General features: G+C 73.5%; 19 protein-coding genes. 9 read left to right on the plus strand and 10 right to left on the minus strand.

Annotated elements, in window-relative coordinates:
- Window positions 1-65 precede the first annotated feature (65 nt).
- The 4 genes from J2S66_RS16960 to J2S66_RS16975 all read right to left on the minus strand — a co-directional run bounded on the left by J2S66_RS16960 (window position 66) and on the right by J2S66_RS16975 (window position 3339).
- On the minus strand, window positions 66-572 hold the full coding sequence (locus J2S66_RS16960; RefSeq protein WP_310308073.1) for a DUF4262 domain-containing protein: 507 nt from the start codon (window positions 570-572) through the stop codon (window positions 66-68).
- An 89-nt stretch (window positions 573-661) separates the two neighbouring features.
- Complete coding sequence (locus J2S66_RS16965) at window positions 662-1411, minus strand: YebC/PmpR family DNA-binding transcriptional regulator (protein ID WP_310308074.1); 750 nt, start codon at window positions 1409-1411, stop codon at window positions 662-664.
- A 19-nt stretch (window positions 1412-1430) separates the two neighbouring features.
- Window positions 1431-2036, minus strand: coding sequence for a pyridoxal 5'-phosphate synthase glutaminase subunit PdxT (gene pdxT / locus J2S66_RS16970; protein WP_310308075.1), 606 nt, complete (start codon window positions 2034-2036; stop codon window positions 1431-1433).
- 79 nt (window positions 2037-2115) lie between these two features.
- A complete protein-coding gene (locus tag J2S66_RS16975) occupies window positions 2116-3339 on the minus strand; it encodes a trans-sulfuration enzyme family protein (protein WP_310308076.1) in 1224 nt (407 codons plus the stop codon).
- Between the two features lie 74 nt (window positions 3340-3413).
- Here J2S66_RS16975 and J2S66_RS16980 point away from each other — a divergent pair, with 74 nt between their 5' ends.
- The 3 genes from J2S66_RS16980 to J2S66_RS16990 all read left to right on the plus strand — a co-directional run bounded on the left by J2S66_RS16980 (window position 3414) and on the right by J2S66_RS16990 (window position 6225).
- Entirely contained in the window at window positions 3414-3872 is a 459-nt protein-coding gene (locus J2S66_RS16980; protein WP_310308077.1) for an Lrp/AsnC family transcriptional regulator, read from the plus strand.
- Window positions 3873-3942: 70 nt separating this feature from the next.
- On the plus strand, window positions 3943-5814 hold the full coding sequence (locus J2S66_RS16985; protein WP_374726089.1) for an acyl-CoA dehydrogenase family protein: 1872 nt from the start codon (window positions 3943-3945) through the stop codon (window positions 5812-5814).
- An 18-nt stretch (window positions 5815-5832) separates the two neighbouring features.
- The gene (locus J2S66_RS16990; RefSeq protein ID WP_310308078.1) at window positions 5833-6225 is read left to right on the plus strand and encodes a DUF6292 family protein; all 393 of its coding nucleotides are present in this window, start codon (window positions 5833-5835) and stop codon (window positions 6223-6225) included.
- Here J2S66_RS16990 and J2S66_RS16995 read toward each other — a convergent pair.
- Complete coding sequence (locus J2S66_RS16995) at window positions 6222-6530, minus strand: branched-chain amino acid transport AzlD family protein (protein WP_310308079.1); 309 nt, start codon at window positions 6528-6530, stop codon at window positions 6222-6224. The two genes, J2S66_RS16990 and J2S66_RS16995, sit on opposite strands and share 4 nt — an antisense overlap.
- Complete coding sequence (locus J2S66_RS17000) at window positions 6527-7204, minus strand: AzlC family ABC transporter permease (protein WP_310308081.1); 678 nt, start codon at window positions 7202-7204, stop codon at window positions 6527-6529. The genes J2S66_RS16995 and J2S66_RS17000 overlap by 4 nt, the downstream gene beginning before the upstream one ends.
- Window positions 7205-7261: 57 nt before the next feature.
- Between J2S66_RS17000 and J2S66_RS17005 the strand changes: the two genes are divergently transcribed.
- The 3 genes from J2S66_RS17005 (at window position 7262) to J2S66_RS17015 (ending at window position 8614) form a co-directional block, all read left to right on the plus strand.
- On the plus strand, window positions 7262-7819 hold the full coding sequence (locus J2S66_RS17005) for a helix-turn-helix domain-containing protein (protein ID WP_310308082.1): 558 nt from the start codon (window positions 7262-7264) through the stop codon (window positions 7817-7819).
- A 142-nt stretch (window positions 7820-7961) separates the two neighbouring features.
- Window positions 7962-8213: a hypothetical protein gene (locus tag J2S66_RS17010; protein WP_310308083.1), complete on the plus strand. Its 252-nt coding sequence runs from the start codon at window positions 7962-7964 to the stop codon at window positions 8211-8213.
- A complete protein-coding gene (locus tag J2S66_RS17015) occupies window positions 8210-8614 on the plus strand; it encodes a type II toxin-antitoxin system VapC family toxin (RefSeq protein ID WP_310308085.1) in 405 nt (134 codons plus the stop codon). The genes J2S66_RS17010 and J2S66_RS17015 overlap by 4 nt, the downstream gene beginning before the upstream one ends.
- Window positions 8615-8673: 59 nt before the next feature.
- On the opposite strand, the gene pdxS is transcribed toward J2S66_RS17015, so the two are convergent.
- Window positions 8674-9582, minus strand: a complete 909-nt coding sequence (pdxS, locus tag J2S66_RS17020; protein WP_374726090.1) for a pyridoxal 5'-phosphate synthase lyase subunit PdxS — start codon at window positions 9580-9582, stop codon at window positions 8674-8676.
- A 283-nt stretch (window positions 9583-9865) separates the two neighbouring features.
- Here pdxS and J2S66_RS17025 point away from each other — a divergent pair, with 283 nt between their 5' ends.
- Window positions 9866-11929 carry an elongation factor G-like protein EF-G2 gene (locus J2S66_RS17025; RefSeq protein ID WP_310308086.1) on the plus strand — a complete coding sequence of 688 codons (2064 nt, stop codon included), beginning with the start codon at window positions 9866-9868 and terminating at the stop codon, window positions 11927-11929.
- A 15-nt stretch (window positions 11930-11944) separates the two neighbouring features.
- Here J2S66_RS17025 and J2S66_RS17030 read toward each other — a convergent pair whose 3' ends face one another.
- Window positions 11945-13480: a CoA-acylating methylmalonate-semialdehyde dehydrogenase gene (locus J2S66_RS17030; protein ID WP_310314845.1), complete on the minus strand. Its 1536-nt coding sequence runs from the start codon at window positions 13478-13480 to the stop codon at window positions 11945-11947.
- A gap of 5 nt (window positions 13481-13485) precedes the next feature.
- A complete protein-coding gene (locus J2S66_RS17035; RefSeq protein ID WP_310308087.1) occupies window positions 13486-14760 on the minus strand; it encodes an aspartate aminotransferase family protein in 1275 nt (424 codons plus the stop codon).
- Window positions 14761-14875: 115 nt separating this feature from the next.
- Between J2S66_RS17035 and J2S66_RS17040 the strand changes: the two genes are divergently transcribed.
- Window positions 14876-16543, plus strand: coding sequence for a PucR family transcriptional regulator (locus J2S66_RS17040; RefSeq protein WP_310308088.1), 1668 nt, complete (start codon window positions 14876-14878; stop codon window positions 16541-16543).
- A 4-nt stretch (window positions 16544-16547) separates the two neighbouring features.
- Here the strand turns inward: J2S66_RS17040 and J2S66_RS17045 are convergent, their stop codons facing one another.
- A complete protein-coding gene (locus J2S66_RS17045; RefSeq protein WP_310308090.1) occupies window positions 16548-17006 on the minus strand; it encodes a hypothetical protein in 459 nt (152 codons plus the stop codon).
- Window positions 17007-17232: 226 nt separating this feature from the next.
- Between J2S66_RS17045 and J2S66_RS17050 the strand changes: the two genes are divergently transcribed.
- Window positions 17233-17979: a thioesterase II family protein gene (locus J2S66_RS17050; protein WP_310308091.1), complete on the plus strand. Its 747-nt coding sequence runs from the start codon at window positions 17233-17235 to the stop codon at window positions 17977-17979.
- The last annotated feature ends 22 nt before the right edge of the window (window positions 17980-18001 follow it).

The raw sequence follows: 18001 nt of genomic DNA on the forward strand, positions 1-18001 counted from the left end.
GGCGTACGGTGGAAAACCGACGACCCCGCGAGTGGTCCAGTGCACACGCCGGGCGCGCGCCGGGGTCACGGGCCGTTGACGCCCGGCTCCCAGCTCTCCGGCCGGCCCGACTCCGTCAGCAGCAGCTGCCAGTCGCCGAACCCCACGGGCGCGTCGTGGTGCCAGGGGAACCTGCCCTCCGCGGTGGGCAGGACGATCTGGAGCGCAGCGAAGTCGCCCTTGCCGTAGAGCAGGAACGCGCTGCCGAAGAACTCCGGGTAGAAGCCCTTGAAGACGCGTTCGAACGTGATGGGCACGCCGTCGAAGAAGTCCCGGTACAGCTTGCCGGGCACGAACCGCTCACCCTGCCGGGCGCGGTCGACGTAGGCGCGAATGAGCACCTGCGCGTGCTCCGGCGGCAGGCCCAGGACGACGGCCTCGGCGATGCCGAACCGGCGCCACGCGCCGACGGAGAACGAGTAGCCCGCGCCCTCGGCGTCCTCGGGCACGGTGACGACGGCGTGGCCGTGCAGCTCGGCCTGCTCCAGCAGCCAGTCGCGGAGTTCCAGTTCCTGGGGGGTGGGAGCGGTCACCACCCCATTGTGCCCGGTGTCGCGCGGGCGCGGGACGTGCCGCGACCCCCGCGCCGGTGCGGCACGGGGGTCGCGCGGACGGGGAGCGGTCAGCCGACCTCGGCCATGACCTCGTCCGACACGTCGAAGTTGGCGTAGACGTTCTGCACGTCGTCGCAGTCCTCCAGCGCGTCGATCAGCTTGAAGATCTTCCGCGCGCCCTCGGCCTCCAGCTGCACCGTCACCGACGGCAGGAAGTTGGCCTCGGCCGACTCGTAGTCGTAGCCCGCGTCCTGGAGCGCCTTGCGCACTGCCACCAGGTCGCCGGCCTCGGACACGACCTCGTAGCTCTCGCCCAGGTCGTTGACCTCCTCGGCGCCCGCGTCGAGGACCGCCATGAGGACGTCGTCCTCGGCCAGCTCGCCCTTCGGCAGGATCACGACGCCCTTGCGGCTGAACATGTACGACACCGAGCCCGGGTCGGCCATCGAGCCGCCGTTGCGGGTCATCGCGACGCGCACCTCGGTGGCCGCCCGGTTGCGGTTGTCGGTGAGGCACTCGACCAGGACCGCCACGCCGTTGGGGCCGTAGCCCTCGTACATGATGGTCTGCCAGTCGGCTCCGCCGGCCTCCTCGCCGCCGCCGCGCTTGCGGGCGCGCTCGATGTTGTCCAGCGGCACGGAGTTCTTCCGCGCCTTCTGGATGGCGTCGTACAGCGTCGGGTTGCCGTCCGGGTCACCGCCGCCGGTGCGGGCCGCCACCTCGATGTTCTTGATCAGCCGCGCGAAGAGCTTGCCGCGCTTGGCATCGATTGCGGCCTTCTTGTGCTTGGTGGTCGCCCACTTTGAGTGGCCGCTCATTTCTCCTCCGTCGAATCACTCAGCCCGCGGCACGGACCATGTCCACGAAAAGGCGGTGGACGCGCCCGTCACCGGTCAGTTCCGGGTGGAACGAGGTGGCGAGCACGTGCCCCTGCCGAACCGCGACGATCCTACCGGCGGCCTCGCCCGCGTCCTCGGATTCGGGCACCCGGGCGAGTACCTCCACGTCGTCGCCCGCGGACTCGACCCACGGCGCGCGGATGAACACGGCGTGCACGTCGCCCACGTCGGTGAAGTCGAGGTCGGCCTCGAAGGAGTCCACCTGGCGGCCGAAGGCGTTGCGCCGCACCACGATGTCGAGGCCGCCGAGCTGGTGCTGGTCGGGCCGCCCGTCGAGCACGGTGTCGGCGAGCAGGATCATCCCGGCGCACGAGCCGTAGGCGGGCATGCCCTCCTTGATGCGCGCGCGCAGGGGTTCGAGCAGGTCGAACGTCGCGAGCAACCGGCTGATGGTGGTCGACTCGCCGCCGGGCAGGACCACGCCGTCGACCTCGGCCAGCTCCTCCGGCCGGCGGATCGGGCGGGCGAGCACGTCGGCCTCGGCCAGCGCGACCAGGTGCTCACGGACGTCGCCCTGGAGGGCGAGGACACCGACGACGGACACCGGACTTCCTCCTCGTGCAGATCCCCACCAGCCTAGGCGACCCGGTCGACCGCTCGCGCCCGTCCGTGGTGGCCGAACGCTAGTGGGTCTCCACCAGCTCCCGGGCACCGCGGGGGGAGGAGGGGGTGCGGCGCATCGCGCGAGGGCCGGAAAGGGCCTGGTCGAGGTCGTCCCAGAGGTCCTCGACGTCCTCCAGGCCCACGCTGAGGCGCAGCAGGTTCGCCGGGACGCCGGACGCCTCGCGCGCCTCGCCGGGCACGAGCCGGTGGGTGAGCGCGGCCGGGTGCTCGATGAGCGTGTCGACCGACCCGAGGCTCACCGCGGGGGTGACGAGGGCGAGTCTGCGGACGACGGCGACGGGGTCCTCGCGGGTGGCGAGGGCGAGCACCGCGCCGGGGCCGCGCATCTGCGTGCCGACGAGGCCGGCGGGGTCGGCGCCGGGCAGGCTGGGGTGCCGGACGAACTCGACGCCGGGGTGGCCGGCGAGCCTGCGGGCGAGTTCCACGGCGCCGCGCTGGGCCGCCTCGACGCGCAGCGGCAGGGTGGCCAGGCCGCGGTGCATGAGGTAGCCGCCCAGGGGGTGCAGGACGGCGCCGGTGACGATGCGGACCTGGCGCAGCGGCCCGGCGTGCTCCTCGGCGCACGCCACGACGCCGCCGAGCACGTCGCCGTGCCCGCCCAGGTACTTGGTGCCGGAGTGCAGCACGTAGGCGGCGCCGAGCGCGGCCGGGTTCTGGAGCACGGGGGTGGCGAAGGTGTTGTCCACGACGACCGGCACGTCGCCGGCCCGCGCCACGACGGCGGCGACGTCGAGCAGGTCGAGGTTGGGGTTGGCGGGCGTCTCGACGACCACGAGCCCCGTGTCGGGGGTGACGGCGTCGGCGACCCGGTCGGCGGTGGTGTAGGTGGTGCGCACGCCGAGCAGGCCGGAGGACAGCAGGTGGTCGGTGCCGCCGTAGAGCGGGCGCACGGCCACCACGTGCGGTTTGCCGGTGAGCACGCAGGCGGCCTGCACGACGGCCGTGACGGCGGCCATGCCGCTGCCGAACGCGACCGCGGCGGAGGTGCCCTCCAGCGCGGCCAGCGCGCGTTCGAACCGGGCGACGGTGGGGTTGTGCAGCCGCGCGTAGACCGGGGAGCCGGCGTGGGCGGCGCCGTCCGCGAAGGCTTGCAGCGCGTGGCCGCCCTCGGCCTGGTCCGGTACCGGGTAGGTGGTGGACAGGTCGATCGGGAGGGCGTGCACGCCGAGGTCGGCGAGGTCGTCGCGCCCGCCGTGCACCGCCGTGGTTCGCAAGCGTGTCATGGCCCGATCGTGGACTTCTCGTCACTGTTCGGGGGAAACTTCCGCAGGTCGTTCGGCGGACAAGGGAGTTCGGCGTGCTGGATTCGGTGGACGTGGCGATCGTCCAGGAGCTCCAGAAGGACGCTCGGTTGCCCAACAAGGACCTGGCGGACCGGGTGAACGTGGCGGCGTCCACCTGCGTGGTGCGACACCGGGGGCTGCGCGACCGCGGGGTGATCACCGGCTACCACGCGGAGGTGGACCTGACGGCCGTCGGGCGGCCGGTGCAGGCGATGATCGCGGTCCGGGTGCGGCCGCACACGCGGGCGATCGTGGAGCCGTTCATGGAGTACGTGCTGTCCCTGCCCGAGGTGCTGGCGATGTCGCACGTGGCGGGCCCGGAGGACTTCCTGGTGCACGTCGCCGTGGCCGACACCGCGCACCTCCAGCGGCTCGTGCTGGACCGCTTCACGACCCGGCGCGAGGTCAGCGAGGTGCAGACGAACCTGCTGTTCGAGCACGTCCGCAAGCACACCGTTCCACCGATCGGGTGATGGACACCACTCGTCAACGGGGTTACCGGCGGGTATACCAGGTGTCCTGAGGCAGAACGGGGGTCACGTCGTGGTGAACCGGACCGAAGCGCTGCGGGAGCTGCTCGACGGCCACTGGGCCGAGTTGCGCCGCGGCTCGCTCGACCTGCTCGGCAAGGTGGAACCGGTGCACGACCTGCCGCGCGAGGAGCACCGGGCGTGGGTGCTGGAGCAGATGCGCGTGCTGGCGGAGGACGGGCACCCGCTGACCGGCTTCCCGGTCGCGCAGGGCGGGCACGGCGACGTGGGCGGCTCGGTGGTGTCGTTCGAGGTCCTGGGCTTCGGCGACCTGTCGCTCATGGTCAAGGCTGGCGTGCAGTGGGGCCTGTTCGGCGGGGCCGTGCAGGCGCTGGGCACCGAGGAGCACCACGCCCGCTACCTGCCGGGGATCATGTCGATGGAGCTGCCCGGCTGCTTCGCGATGACCGAGACCGGACACGGGTCGGACGTGCAGCACCTGCGCACCACCGCCACCTACGACCCGGCGTCCGGCGAGTTCGTGGTGCACACGCCCGACCGGGACGCGCGCAAGGACTACATCGGCAACGCGGCCCGCGACGGCCGGCTGGCCGTGGTGTTCGCGCAACTGGTGACCGGCGGCGAGCAGCACGGCGTGCACGCGGTCCTCGTGCCGATCCGGGACGGGGACGGCAACCCGCTGCCCGGCGTGACCATCGAGGACTGCGGGCCCAAGGCGGGGCTCAACGGCGTGGACAACGGCAGGCTGTCGTTCGACCACGTGCGCGTGCCGCGCGCGAACCTGCTCGACCGGTACGGCGCCGTCGCGCCGGACGGCACGTACTCCAGCCCGGTCGAGGGCGCGAACCGCCGGTTCTTCACCATGCTCGGCACGCTGGTGCGCGGCCGGATCAGCGTCGCGGGCGCGGCGGGCAGCGCCACCAAGAAGGCGCTCGCCCTGGCGATCCGGTACGCGGAGAAGCGGCGGCAGTTCACCCGGCCCGGCACCGGTGACGAGGTCGTGGTGCTGGACTACCTGACGCACCAGCGGCGCCTGCTGCCCGCGCTGGCCCACTCGTACGCCCTGCACTTCGCGCAGGAGGAACTGGTGCACGCCCTGCACGAGGCGCACGGCGGGGAGCAGGACGACCGGCGGCAGCGGGAGCTGGAGTCGCGGGCGGCGGGGCTGAAGGCGGTGTCCACGTGGCACGCCACGCACACCATCCAGACGTGTCGCGAGGCGTGCGGCGGCGCCGGCTACCTGGGTGAGAACCTGATCGCCGGGCTCAAGGCCGACACCGACGTGTTCACCACGTTCGAGGGCGACAACACCGTCCTGCTGCAACTGGTCGCGAAAGGACTGCTGACGAGCTACCGGGACCACGTGGGCGACCTGGACCCGTGGGGCATGGTGCGGTTCGTGGCCGACCAGGCGGTGGGCGTGGTGATCGAGCGGACGGCGGCGCGGGCGATCATCGGCCGGCTCGTGTCGGGCAGCTCCGACGCGCTGCTGGACCGGGGCTGGCAGCTGCGGCAGTTCGAGGACCGCGAGCGGCACGTGCTGGAGGGGCTGGCGCGGCGGTTGCGGCGGGCGTCGGAGGACGACGCGTTCGACGTGTTCAACGCCGCGCAGGACCACGTGCTGCACGCGGCCCGCGCGCACGTGGACAGGGTGGTGCTGGAGGCGTTCGTGGCGGCCGTCGACCGGTGCGCCGACGCGTCGGCGCGCGAGCTGCTGGACCGCGTGTGCGACCTGTACGCGCTGAGCACGATCGAGGCGGACCGGGCGTGGTTCCTGGAGCACGGGCGGCTCACCCCGCAGCGCTCCAAGGCGGTGTCGCAGGCGGTGAACGAGCTGTGCGGCGGCCTGCGGCCCGACGCGCGGGAGCTGGTGGACGCGTTCGGCATCCCGGAGGGCTGGCTCGCCGCGCCGATCACGGCCTAGGCGGGCAGGATGTGGGGCGTGGACGATGCCGCGCTGCTGGCGCTCGGGCTCGCCGGCTACGTGCGGGCGGTCGCCGAGGAGGTGGGCGTGCCGCCGGAGGGCACCGAGTTCGAGGTGGCCGACACCACCACGGCCTACCTGGCGCTCCCCGAGCGGCCGGGACCGGACCTGATGCTGGTGTGGAGCGGTGGGCACGGCTGGTCGGTGGCGGTCGAGACGCGCCCCTCGGAGCCGCCGGTGACGGTGGCGCACCTGGACGGGCCGCTCGTGCCGCCGCCGGAGGTCGTGGCGCGGTTCGTGGCCGACGTGCTGGCGGGCGGGCCGGGGCGGCCCGAGCCGTCCGCGCCCGAGCCGTCCGCGCCCGAAGACCGGCGGGCACTCGCCCGTGAGCTGGGCGGGTACGCGCCCTAGCCGACCCCGGCCAGCCGCAGCACCGCGGTGGTGGCGGCGGCCAGCACGACGACGACCACGAACGGGGCCCCGCGCCAGGCGGCGACACCGCCGACGAGCACGCCGACCGGCAGGGCGAGGCCGGCGAAACCCTGCCCCTTGGTCAGCGTCGACGTGGCGACCAGGGCGAACAGCAGGACCGTGGCCGAGGTGGACATGAGCGCCTTGACGCGGTCGGACAGCGTGAGCCGGTCGCGCAGCAGCGGTCCCGCGAGGCGGAACGCGTAGGTCCCGGCGGCCAGGACGAGGACGGCGGTCAGCGTCACGGCGCGGGCTCCCGGCGTGCGGTGGCGAGCAGTCCGGCGAGCGCGAGCAGCACCGGCACGCCCGCGGGCAGGAACGGCGTGGTGGCGAGCGCGACGGCCGCGCCGAGCAGGGCGGCGTTCAGCGTGACCCGGTCCTTGAGGGCGGGCAGCAGCAGTGCGACGAGCGCGGCGGGGAAGGCGGCGTCCAGGCCGAACGCGCCGGGGTCGCCGATGTTCCGGCCGACGAGCGCGCCCGCGACCACGGCGACGTTCCACGCGCCGAACAGCGCGACGCCGCACGCCCAGTAGGCGGCCCTGGCCCGTTCCGGGTCGCGCTGGGCGAGGGCGAACGCGGTGCTCTCGTCGATCAGCAGGTGCGCGCCGACGAGCCGCCGGCCCCAGCCCTTGCCGAACACGTCGCCGACGGCCAGCCCGAACGGCAGGTGGCGGGCGTTGAGCACGAGCCCGGCCAGCACGGCCGCCGCCGGGCTGCCGCCCGCCGCCACCACGCCCACGGCCATGAACTGCGAGCCGCCGGCGAAGACGAGGACGGACATCGCCACCGGCAGCCACCACGGCAGACCGGTGGCCGTCGAGATCGCGCCGAAGCTCGCGCCGCTGACCGCGGCGCCGGCCGCCACCGCGGAGACGTCGCGCAGCAGCTTCGGATCAAGGGTTCGCCATGTCGAACGCATCGTCTTCTACGATGAACAGCGGTGGAGGCGTTCGTCAAGCCGAACGATGGGACTGTCATGTCGAACACAGCTGCGCCGTTGGAGGTCATCGCCGCCTCGCTGCGCCGCGAGCGCGAACGCGTCGGCCTGTCGTTGAGCGAACTGGCCAAGCGTGCGGGCATCGCCAAGTCGACCTTGTCCCAGCTCGAATCGGCCAGTGGGAACCCCAGCGTGGAGACCCTGTGGGCGCTCGGCGTGGCGCTGGACGTCCCGTTCTCGCGGCTCGTGGACCCACCCGCGCCGAGGGTCAGGGTGATCCGGGCGGGCGAGGGGCCGGCGATCTACTCGGAGAAGGCCCGCTACACGGCGACCCTGCTGGCCTCGTGCCCGCCGGGCGCGCGTCGCGACATCTACACCCTGAGCCTCGAACCGGGCGTGGCGCGCGAGTCGGAGCCCCACATGCCGGGCACGGTCGAGCACATGGTCGTCTCCACCGGCCGGGTCCTGGCGGGTCCGCAGTCCGACCCCGTCGAACTGGGCCCCGGCGACTACCTGCTCTACCCGGGTGACCTGCCGCACACGGCGCAGGCCCTCGAAGCGGGCTCGGTGGTGGTGCTGGTGATGGAGCACATCTGAACCCGGTTCACCCGGTCGTGAGGGCAGGTACCACTGGTCCGGAGTGGCGGGTAGCACACGCGTTCGAGCGATCAAGCCCGCCACCGACACCGCCGATGGATCTTGCATGCAAACAGCAATCGCTCCACCTATCGTCGATGACATGACCGAGCGCGACACGAAGCCCATCCACATCCGAGCCGTGCCCACCGAGGTGGTGGACACGCTCCAGGCGCGGGCGAGCAAGCGCGGCATGTCGCTCACCTCCTACCTCCGCGACCACCTCGTGGACCTCGCGGACAGGCCGACCGCGGAGGAGTGGGTGTCGTCCGCCGTCGACCGCGGCTGGGGTGTCGACAGCGCGACGCTGCAGCAGGTGGTCCGCGAGGCACGGGAAGAGGAGCGGGAGCTGTGACGGGCACTGTCGTGGTGGACAGCTCCGCCTTGCTGGAGGTCGTCGCCGCCAAGGCCCCCGACCGGGCACTCCTCCACAGGCTGGTCAACTCGCTCCAGGTGGCACCTGCCCTGCTCGACCCGGAGGCGATCAACGCCCTCCGCCGCCTGGAGCGCATGCGGCTGCTGTCGAGTGAGCAGGCGACGCGCGCGTTCCACCACATCCGCACCGCGCCCGTGGAACGCGTCCCGCTCCGGTCGCTCGCCGAACGGGCCTGGGCGCTGCGCGGCTCGGTGTTCACGAACGACGCGTTCTACCTGGCGCTCGCCGAACACCTGGACGTCCCGTTCGTCACCTGCGACGCGAAGGTCGCCGGGTCGAACGGGCACGACGTCGACATCGAGGTCTACCCGATCTCCTGACGCGCGGAGGGCGACCCGCCGGGGTGCACACCGGCGAGCCGCACCACGAATGGGAACCCCTACCAGCCGCGCTCGGCCAGGCGGTGCGGCTGCGGGATCTCGTCGACGTTGATGCCGACCATGGCCTCGCCCAGGCCGCGCGACACCTTGGCCAGCACGTCCGGGTCGTCGTGGAACGTGGTGGCCTTGACGATGGCCTCGGCCCGCTGCGCCGGGTTGCCCGACTTGAAGATGCCGGAACCCACGAAGACGCCCTCGGCGCCGAGCTGCATCATCATCGCCGCGTCCGCCGGGGTGGCGATGCCGCCCGCGGTGAACAGCACGACGGGGAGCTTGCCGGCCTCGGCGACCTCGCGGACCAGCTCGTAGGGGGCCTGGAGCTCCTTGGCCGCGACGTACAGCTCGTCCGCGGGCAGGTTCTGCAACCGCAGGATCTCCGCGCGGATCCTGCGCATGTGGGTGGTGGCGTTGGAGACGTCACCGGTGCCGGCCTCGCCCTTGGAGCGGATCATCGCCGCGCCCTCGGTGATGCGGCGCAGCGCCTCGCCCAGGTTGGTCGCGCCGCACACGAACGGCACGGTGAACTGCCACTTGTCGATGTGGTTGGCGTAGTCGGCGGGGGTCAGCACCTCGGACTCGTCGACGTAGTCCACGCCGAGGGCCTGGAGGACCTGGGCCTCGACGAAGTGGCCGATGCGGGCCTTGGCCATCACCGGGATGGACACCGCCTCGATGATGCCGTCGACCATGTCCGGGTCGCTCATCCGGGACACGCCGCCCTGCGCGCGGATGTCGGCGGGCACGCGCTCCAGCGCCATGACGGCCACGGCGCCCGCGTCCTCGGCGATCTTGGCCTGCTCCGGGGTGACCACGTCCATGATCACGCCGCCCTTGAGCATCTCCGCCATGCCCCGCTTGACGCGGGAAGTACCGGTGACCTGGGTACCGGCGTCGGGTGAAGTGGTCACGGCCAACCTTTCCGAGTAGTGGGAGAACACCACCGATGGTAAGGGGCACGTGGACCGCCGAAACAGGCCAATCCGACCCTTTCTCGGCAGGCCACTCCACCTTCCCCCGCAGGTAGTGGCGTTCGCCACCTCCGACGACCGCGAGAGGCCCGGGACCGCGCCCGATCACGCCGCGCGACGACCGCGGGATTCCTCCTGCCGGGTCGAACCGGTCCGCTTGGGGTTGTCCCCGGCGGCGCACGGGTGTGAGATCGGACACCAAAGACTTGTGGAGGGCGGTCCCATGGGCAACAAGAACCCCGACAACGGCCCCTCGGCAGGCGCGGTCGCTGTGGACGACCCGGCCAAGGTCCGCAACGTCGTGCTGGTCGGCCCCTCCGGCTCCGGCAAGACGACGCTCACCGAGGCCCTGCTCGCCGGCACCGGCGTCCTCACCCGCGCGGGATCGGTCACCGAGGGCAACACCGTGTGCGACCACGACCCGGCCGCGGTGCGCCAGCAGCGGTCGGTCGGCCTCTCCGTCGCCCCCGTCCGGCACGGCGACGTCAAGATCAACCTGATCGACACCCCCGGCTACGCCGACTTCGTGGGCGAGCTGCGCGCCGGGCTGCGCGCCGCCGACGCGGCGCTGTTCGTGGTGAGCGCGGCGGAGGGCGTGGACGCCTCCACCACGGCCCTGTGGGAGGAGTGCGCCGCCGTCGGGATGCCGCGTGCCGTGGTCGTCGCGCGGTGCGACCACCAGCGGGCCGACGTGGTCGACGAGATCGCCTCCTGCCAGGCCGCGTTCGGCGCGGGCGTGGTGCCGCTGTACCTGCCCGGACCGGGTGGGGACGGCCTGGTCAACCTGCTCACCACCGACGACCCCGCCTACGAGGAGCAGCGCAACGCGCTCATCGAGGGGATCATCGCGGAGAGCGAGGACGAGACCCTGCTGGACCGCTACCTCGCCGGCGAGGAGGTCGACCAGGCGACGCTGATCGCCGACCTGGAGACCGCGGTGGCGCGCGGCTCGTTCCACCCGGTGATGCCGGTGTGCTCGCTGTCGGGCCTGGGGTTGCCCGAGCTGCTCGACGGCATCGCCCGCGCCTTCCCCTCACCGCTGGAGCGCCCGCTGCCCGCCGTGACCGGCGTGGACGGCGTCCCCCACCCCCGCGTCGAGGCCGACCCGGACGGGCCGCTGGTCGCCGAGGTCGTGCGCACCGCCGTCGACCCCTACGTGGGCCGGGTGTCCCTGGTGCGCGTGTTCTCCGGGACGCTGCGCCCCGAACGCCCGGTGCACGTGTCCGGGCACGGCATGGCCGACCGCGGGCACGAGGACCACGACGCGGACGAGCGCGTGGCGCACGTGTACTCGCCACTCGGGGCGACCCTGCGCGAGGTGCCGTACTGCGTGGCGGGCGACCTGTGCGCGCTGACCAGGATCGGCTCGGCCGAGACCGGGGACACGGTGTCCTCGCCGGAGCGGCCGCTGCTGGTGGCGCCGTGGGAGATGCCGGAACCGCTGCTGCCCGTGGCGATCGTGCCGCGCAGCCGCAGCGACGAGGACAACCTGGCCCGCAACCTGGGCAAGCTGGTGGCGGGCGACCCGACGCTGCGGCTGGAGCGCAACGCGGAGACCCACCAGCTGGTGCTGTGGTGCATGGGCGAGGCGCACGCGGACGTCGTGCTCGCGAGGCTGCGCGCCGGTGGCGCGGAGGTCGACACCGAGCCGGTGCGGGTGGCGCTGCGCGAGACGTTCGCCGCGCGGGCCGAGGGGCACGGGCGGCACGTGAAGCAGTCCGGCGGGCACGGCCAGTACGCGGTGTGCGACGTCGTCGTGGAACCGCTGCCGCGCGGGGCGGGCTTCGAGTTCGCGGACCGGACCGTCGGCGGCGCGGTGCCCCACCAGTTCGTCCCGAGCGTGGAGAAGGGCGTGCGGGCGCAGCTGGCGCGCGGGTTGCAGGGCGGGCACCCGGTGGTCGACGTCCGCGTCACGCTGGTGGACGGCAAGGCGCACTCGGTGGACTCCTCCGACGCCGCGTTCCAGACGGCGGGGTCGCTGGCGCTCAAGGACGCCGCCGCGAACGGCGGCACGTGCCTGCTGGAACCGCTGGACGAGGTGGTCGTGAGGCTGCCCGACGAGCACCTGGGCACCGTGCTGGGCGACCTGTCCGGCCGGCGCGGCCGGGTCCTGGGCACCGAGGCGGACAGCGCCGGGTACAGCGTGATCAGGGCCGAGGTGCCGGCGACCGGGCTGCTGCGCTACGCCGTGGAGCTGCGCTCGCTGACCTCCGGCACCGGCACGTACACCCGTCGGTTCAGCCGCTACGACCCGCTGCCGCAGGCGTTGGCGGCCCAGGTGAGGTGACCCGGCCCGGCCGGGTCACGTGTTCTGCGGGAACCCGAGGTTCACCCCGCCGTGCGCCGGGTCGGGCCACCGGCCGGTCACGACCTTCGTCCGGGTGAAGAAGTGCACGCCCTCCGGGCCGTAGGCGTGCGAGTCGCCGAACAGCGAGTCCTTCCACCCGCCGAACGAGTAGTACGCCACCGGCACCGGGATCGGCACGTTGACGCCGACCATGCCGACCTCGACCTCGTGCTGGAACCGCCGCGCCGCGCCGCCGTCGTGGGTGAAGATCGCCGTGCCGTTGCCGTAGGGGTTGGCGTTGACCACCTCCAGCGCGTCGTCGTAGGTCGGCACCCGCACCACCGACAGCACCGGCCCGAAGATCTCGTCCCGGTACAGCGCCGTGTCCACGCCCACGTGGTCGAACAGCGTCGGCCCGAGCCAGAACCCGTCGGCCTCGCCGTCGATCGCGTGCGACCGGCCGTCCACGACCAGGGACGCCCCCTCCGCCCGCCCGTTGTCCACGTAGGACAGCACGCGGTCGCGGTGCGCGCCGGTGACGAGCGGCCCCATCTCGCAGCCCGGCCGGCGGCCGTCGCCGACGTGGAGGGCCCGCACGCGGTCCACGATCTTCGCGACCAGCTCGTCTCCCACCGGCTCGACGGCGACGACGACCGAGATCGCCATGCACCGCTCCCCCGCCGAGCCGAACCCGGCCGACACCGCCGCGTCCGCCGCCAGGTCGAGGTCGGCGTCGGGCAGCACGACCATGTGGTTCTTGGCCCCGCCCAGCGCCTGCACCCGCTTGCCGTGCCGCGTGCCGGTCTCGTAGACGTACTTCGCGATCGGCGTGGACCCGACGAACGAGATCGCCTTCACGTCCGGGTGCTCCAGCAACCGGTCCACGGCGGGCTTGTCGCCGTGCACCACGTTCAGCACGCCGTCGGGCAGGCCCGCCTCGGCGAACAGCGCCGCGATGAAGTTCGCCGCCGACGGGTCCTTCTCCGACGGCTTGAGCACCACGGTGTTGCCGCACGCGATGGCGTTGGGCACGAACCACAGCGGCACCATGGCCGGGAAGTTGAAGGGCGAGACCACACCCACCACGCCCAGCGGCTGCTGGATCGACCACACGTCCACCTTGGTGGAGGCGTTCTCGCTGAACCCGCCCTTGAGCAGGTGCGGGATGCCGCAGGCGAACTCCACCGCTTCCAACGCGCGCTGCACCTCGCCCGCCGCGTCGGCCAGCACCTTGCCGTGCTCGGCGGTCACGATCGCGGTCAACTCGCCCTTGCGGGCGTTGAGCAGCTCGCGGAACGCGAACATGACGTTCGCCCGCTGCGCCAGCGACGCGCCGCGCCACCGCGTGAACGCCTCACCGGCGCTCGCCACCGCCTCGTCCACCACGGCCGCGTCGGCGAGGTCGACGCGGGCCGCCACCCGCCCGGTCGCCGGGTCGAACACGTCGCCCGTCCGCGCGCCCTCGCCCTGCCACGGCTTGCCGCCGATCCAGTGCCGGATCCTCTCGGGCCCGATCCTCTCGGGCCCGATCCTCTCGGGCTCGATCCGCACGGTGCTCACAGCACGTCCTCCAGGATGCCCAGCGCTTCTTCGACCTCGTCCTCGGTCACCGTCATCGGCGGCGCGAGGCGGATCACGTTGCCGTACAGGCCGCCCTTGCCGACCAGCAGGCCGCCCTCCCGCGCGCCCTCCAGCACGGCCGCGGCCTTCGCGGGGTCGGGCTCGCCCGCCGGGCCCACCAGTTCGACGCCCACCATGAGCCCCTTGCCGCGCACATCGCCCACGGCGGGGCGGTCCTCCGCGACGCGCCGCAGCCCGTCGATCAGCCGCTCCCCCAGCTTGGCGGCGTTCGCCTGGAGGTCGTGGTCGAGCAGGTAGTCGAGCGTGGCCAGCGCGCCCGCCGTGGAGATCGGGTTGCCGCCGAACGTGGAGATCGAGTTGGCCGTGAAGGAGTCCATCAGGTCGCCGCGCGCGACCACGCCGCCGATCGCCAGGCCGTTGCCCAGGCCCTTGGCGAACGTCATCGCGTCCGGCACCACGCCGTGCGCCTGGATGCCCCAGAAGTGCTCGCCCGTGCGACCCCAACCGGTCTGCACCTCGTCCGAGACCAGCAGGATGCCGTACTCGTCGAGCACCTCCTTGAACGCGGCGAACAACCCGTCCGGGGGCAGCGAGAACCCGCCGACGCCCTGGATCGGCTCGACGACCATGCACGCCACGTCGCCGGCGGTGGACGTCTCCAGCACCTCGCGCAGGTCCGCCACGCACGCCGCGACGTAGTCCGCGTCCGACAGGTCCTTGAAGGGGCTGCGGAACCGGTAGCCGCCGTGCACCCAGCTCACCTTGACGGGGCTGAGCGAGGACGTCGACCAGCCGCGGTTGCCGGTGATCGCGACGGTGCCGAACGCCCGGCCGTGGTAGGAGTTGCGCAGGGCGAGGACCTGGTCGCTGCGCCGGTACCCGGTGGCCAGCATGAGCGCCGTCTCGTTGGCCTCGGTGCCGGAGTTGGTGAAGAAGACCTTGGCGTCCGGGATGCCGGACAGCTCCGCGATCCGCTCGGCCAGCTCCACCTGCGACCGGATCAGGTAGAGCGTGGAGCTGTGCAGCACGCCGGTGTCGAGCTGGGACCGGACGGCGTCGGAGATCTCGGGGACGTCGTAGCCGATCGCGTTGGTCAGGATGCCCGCGAAGAAGTCCAGGTAGGTGCGGCCCTCGCGGTCGGTGACGCGCCGACCGGACGCGCTCGCCAGCTCGATCGGCCGCTCGTAGTAGAGGGCCATCCAGGCGGGCATCACGGCGCGGTGCCGGGCCAGCAGCTCCTCGTGGGCCATCGCGTCCTCCGGTCGTCGGTCACAGCAGTCCCTGCCCGCGAGTCTGCTGGGCGCGCGCGGGGGCCGCCATGCACAACCTGTACCGCTTTGCCGGTGCTGCCATTACGTTGTGTCCATGTACCCCACGGTCGCCGAGGCGCTCGCCCTGCCGGTGGTCCGCCGAGGCCGCCCGGCGGTGGTCGCGGGCGCCGCCGGGATGGGTCGGCGGGTGCGCTGGGTGCACGCGGCGGAGATCGCCGACATCGCGCACCTGCTGCGCGGCGGCGAACTGGTGCTGACCACCGGCATCGCGCTGCCCGGGGACGCGGCGGGGCTCACCCGGTACGTGGACGACCTGGCGGCGGTGGGCGTGTCGGGGCTGGTCGTGGAGCTGGTGCGGCGGTGGAGCGACGAGGTGCCGGGCGCGCTGGTCGCCGCCGCCGAACGGCACGGGCTGCCGCTGGTCACGTTGGCGCGCGAGACGCGCTTCGTGTCCGTGACCGAGGCCGTGGTGTCGCTGATCGTGGACGCCCAGCTCGCGGAGCTGCGGGCCGCCGAGCAGGTGCACGAGACGTTCACCGCGCTCACCGTGGCGGGTGCGGAGCCGGCCGAGGTGCTGCGGGAGGTGGCGCGCACGTCCGGGTTGCCCGTGGTGCTGGAGACCCTGGGGCACGAGGTGCTGGCCTACGACGCGGCCGGGCAGGACCCGGCGGCGCTGCTCGCCGATTGGGGCGACCGGTCGCGGGCGGTCAGCGTGCCCGAGCGGACCGCCTACCACGAGCGGGCGGGGTGGTTGGTGACCGTGGTCGGCGCGCGGGGCGCCGACTGGGGGCGGCTGGTGCTGATCACGCCCGAACCGCCGCCGCACCGGCAGGTCGTGGTCGCCGAACGGGCCGCGTCGGCGCTGGCCGTGCACCGGCTCGTGGCGCGGGACCGGGAGTCCCTGGAGCGGCAGACGCACCGGACGCTGCTCACCCAGCTGCTCGGGCAGCCGCCGCACGACCTGCCGGCGCGGGCGGCGGCGTTGGGCGTGCCGCTGGACCGGCGGCAGCTCGTGGGGGTGGCGATCCGGCCGGGCGCGGCGACCGCGCCCGCGCAGGCGCTGGCGACGCAGGAGGTGCTGAGGGACCTCGCCGAGGCGACGGCGTTGGCGGCTCGGCGAGTGACGGTGCCCGCACTGGTCGGGGTGGTGGACGACACGAGCGTGCGGGCGTTGCTCTCGGTGCCGCCGCAGACGGCGCTGGACGGCGTGCTGCGGCGGCTGGCGTGCGAGGTGCACCGGACGGCGGCGGCGACGCAGCACGCGCTGCCCGTCGTGGTCGCCGTGGGGACGACCGTGACCGGGCTGGCGGACGTGCGGCGGTCGCTGGGCGAGGCCGCGCACGTGGCCGGTGCGGCGCTGCGCTCACCGGGGTCGAAGCTGTACCACCGGCTCGACGACGTGCGGTTGCGCGGGCTGCTGCACCTGCTGCGCGAGGACGGGCGGGTGCGGGCGTTCGCGGACCGCGAGCTGGGGCCGCTGCTGTCGCGCGACGGCAACCAGGGCAGCCGCCTGGTGGAGCTGCTGCGGTGCTTCTGCGAGAACGGCGGCAACAAGTCCGCCGCCGCGGCCGCCGCGCACCTCTCGCGCACCGCGTACTACCAGCAGTTGGCACGCATCGAGCAGGTGCTGGGCGTGTCGCTGGAGGACCCGGAGTCGGTGCTCTCGCTGTACGTCGCCCTCCTCGTCCACGAGTCGGGCGACGTGCCCGGAGCGGGCGAGCGCGACCCTCAGCCGCCGCGCCCGCCCGAGGCGTCCCGCTAGTCCACTAGGGCAGTCCGGGCGCCTGGACCGGCAGTGCGCCGAGGTCCGGGATGTGCTGCGCGGTGCCGGACTGCACGAGCGGCAGCTCCGGCGCGAGCGGCGCGGCGGGGGCGGGCATGGTGCGGGCGTGCGGCGCGAGGGCGTCGGCGGCGAGCGCCTCCGCGTTGGCCGGGACGCTCGGCGCGGACGGCACCTGGAGGCCGGCGGGCGCGGCGATGTGCGGCGCCTTCACCTCGGGCAGCGCGGCGGGCGCCGGGGCGGGCAGCGTGACGGCCTGGCCGCTGAGCAGCTCGGTGGCCGGCTTCGCGACGTCGAGGCCGACGGAGGACGCGCCGCCCGCGGTCTCGTCGACGACGTCGAGGGGGGCTTCGGCGGCGTTCGCGACGGGGGCGAGCAGCGGCGAGACGCCGGCTGCGAGCAGGGCTGCGGCACGCAGGAGTCCGCGCGTGCGGTTTCCGGACACGGTGTTCCTAACCTGGTTGGGGACCTGCAATGGTGACCTCACCACCATCGGCTGCCGGCAAACCCGCACTGAACCGCTCGATCAGGTGACTGACCCTCCGTATTCGCGTATATCTCGATCGGGTGATCCACTAGGAGCCCACAGGGGTTGTCGCGCGACCGGCCACGCCGGCAGCGTCGGGCGGTGGTCGCCCGAGGGCAACCCGCCCGCCGTCGAAGGGAATGCCGTGAGCAGTACCGCCGCCGACCGGTGGACGCGCCGCTTCCACCCCGTGCCCGACGCGCCGCACCGGGTGGTGTGCCTGCCGCACGCGGGTGGTTCCGCCAGCTCCTTCTTCGCCGTCTCCCGGGCGTTGTCCGAGCGCTCGGTGGACGTGGTGGTCGTGCAGTACCCGGGCAGGCAGGACCGCAGGCACGAGCCGTGCGTGGAGTCCCTGGTCGAGCTGGCCGACCTGCTGGTGGACGTGGTGCTGCCGCTGGCGGACCGCCCGCTGACGCTGTTCGGCCACAGCTACGGCGCGAGCGTGGCGTTCGAGCTGGCGGTGCGCCTGGAGGCGCGCGGCGTGGCCCTGCACGGGCTGTTCGCCTCGGGCCGCCGCGCGCCCGGCGTCCACCGCGACGAGCGGGGGCACCAGCTGCCCGACGACGAGCTGCTGGCCGAGATCCGGAAGCTGAACGGCACCGACAGCGGCGTGCTCCAGGACGACGAGATCCTGCGCATGGTGCTGCCCGCCATCCGCGCCGACTACAAGGCGGCGGAGACCTACCGGTGGGAGTCGGGGCCGAAGGTGCGCGCGCCGCTGCGGGCGTTCATCGGGGACAGCGACCCGAAGGTCACCGAGGCCGAGGCGCGCCGGTGGGCCGAGCACACCGAGGGGGACTTCGACCTGGAGGTCTTCCCCGGCGGGCACTTCTACCTCACCGCGCACGCCGACGCCGTCGTCGAGCGCATCGCGCGCCACTGCGGTCGATGACGGCGCCGGCGTGCGCGGCTAC

It is taken from the genome of Saccharothrix longispora (assembly GCF_031455225.1).
GTDB lineage: Bacteria > Actinomycetota > Actinomycetes > Mycobacteriales > Pseudonocardiaceae > Actinosynnema > Actinosynnema longispora.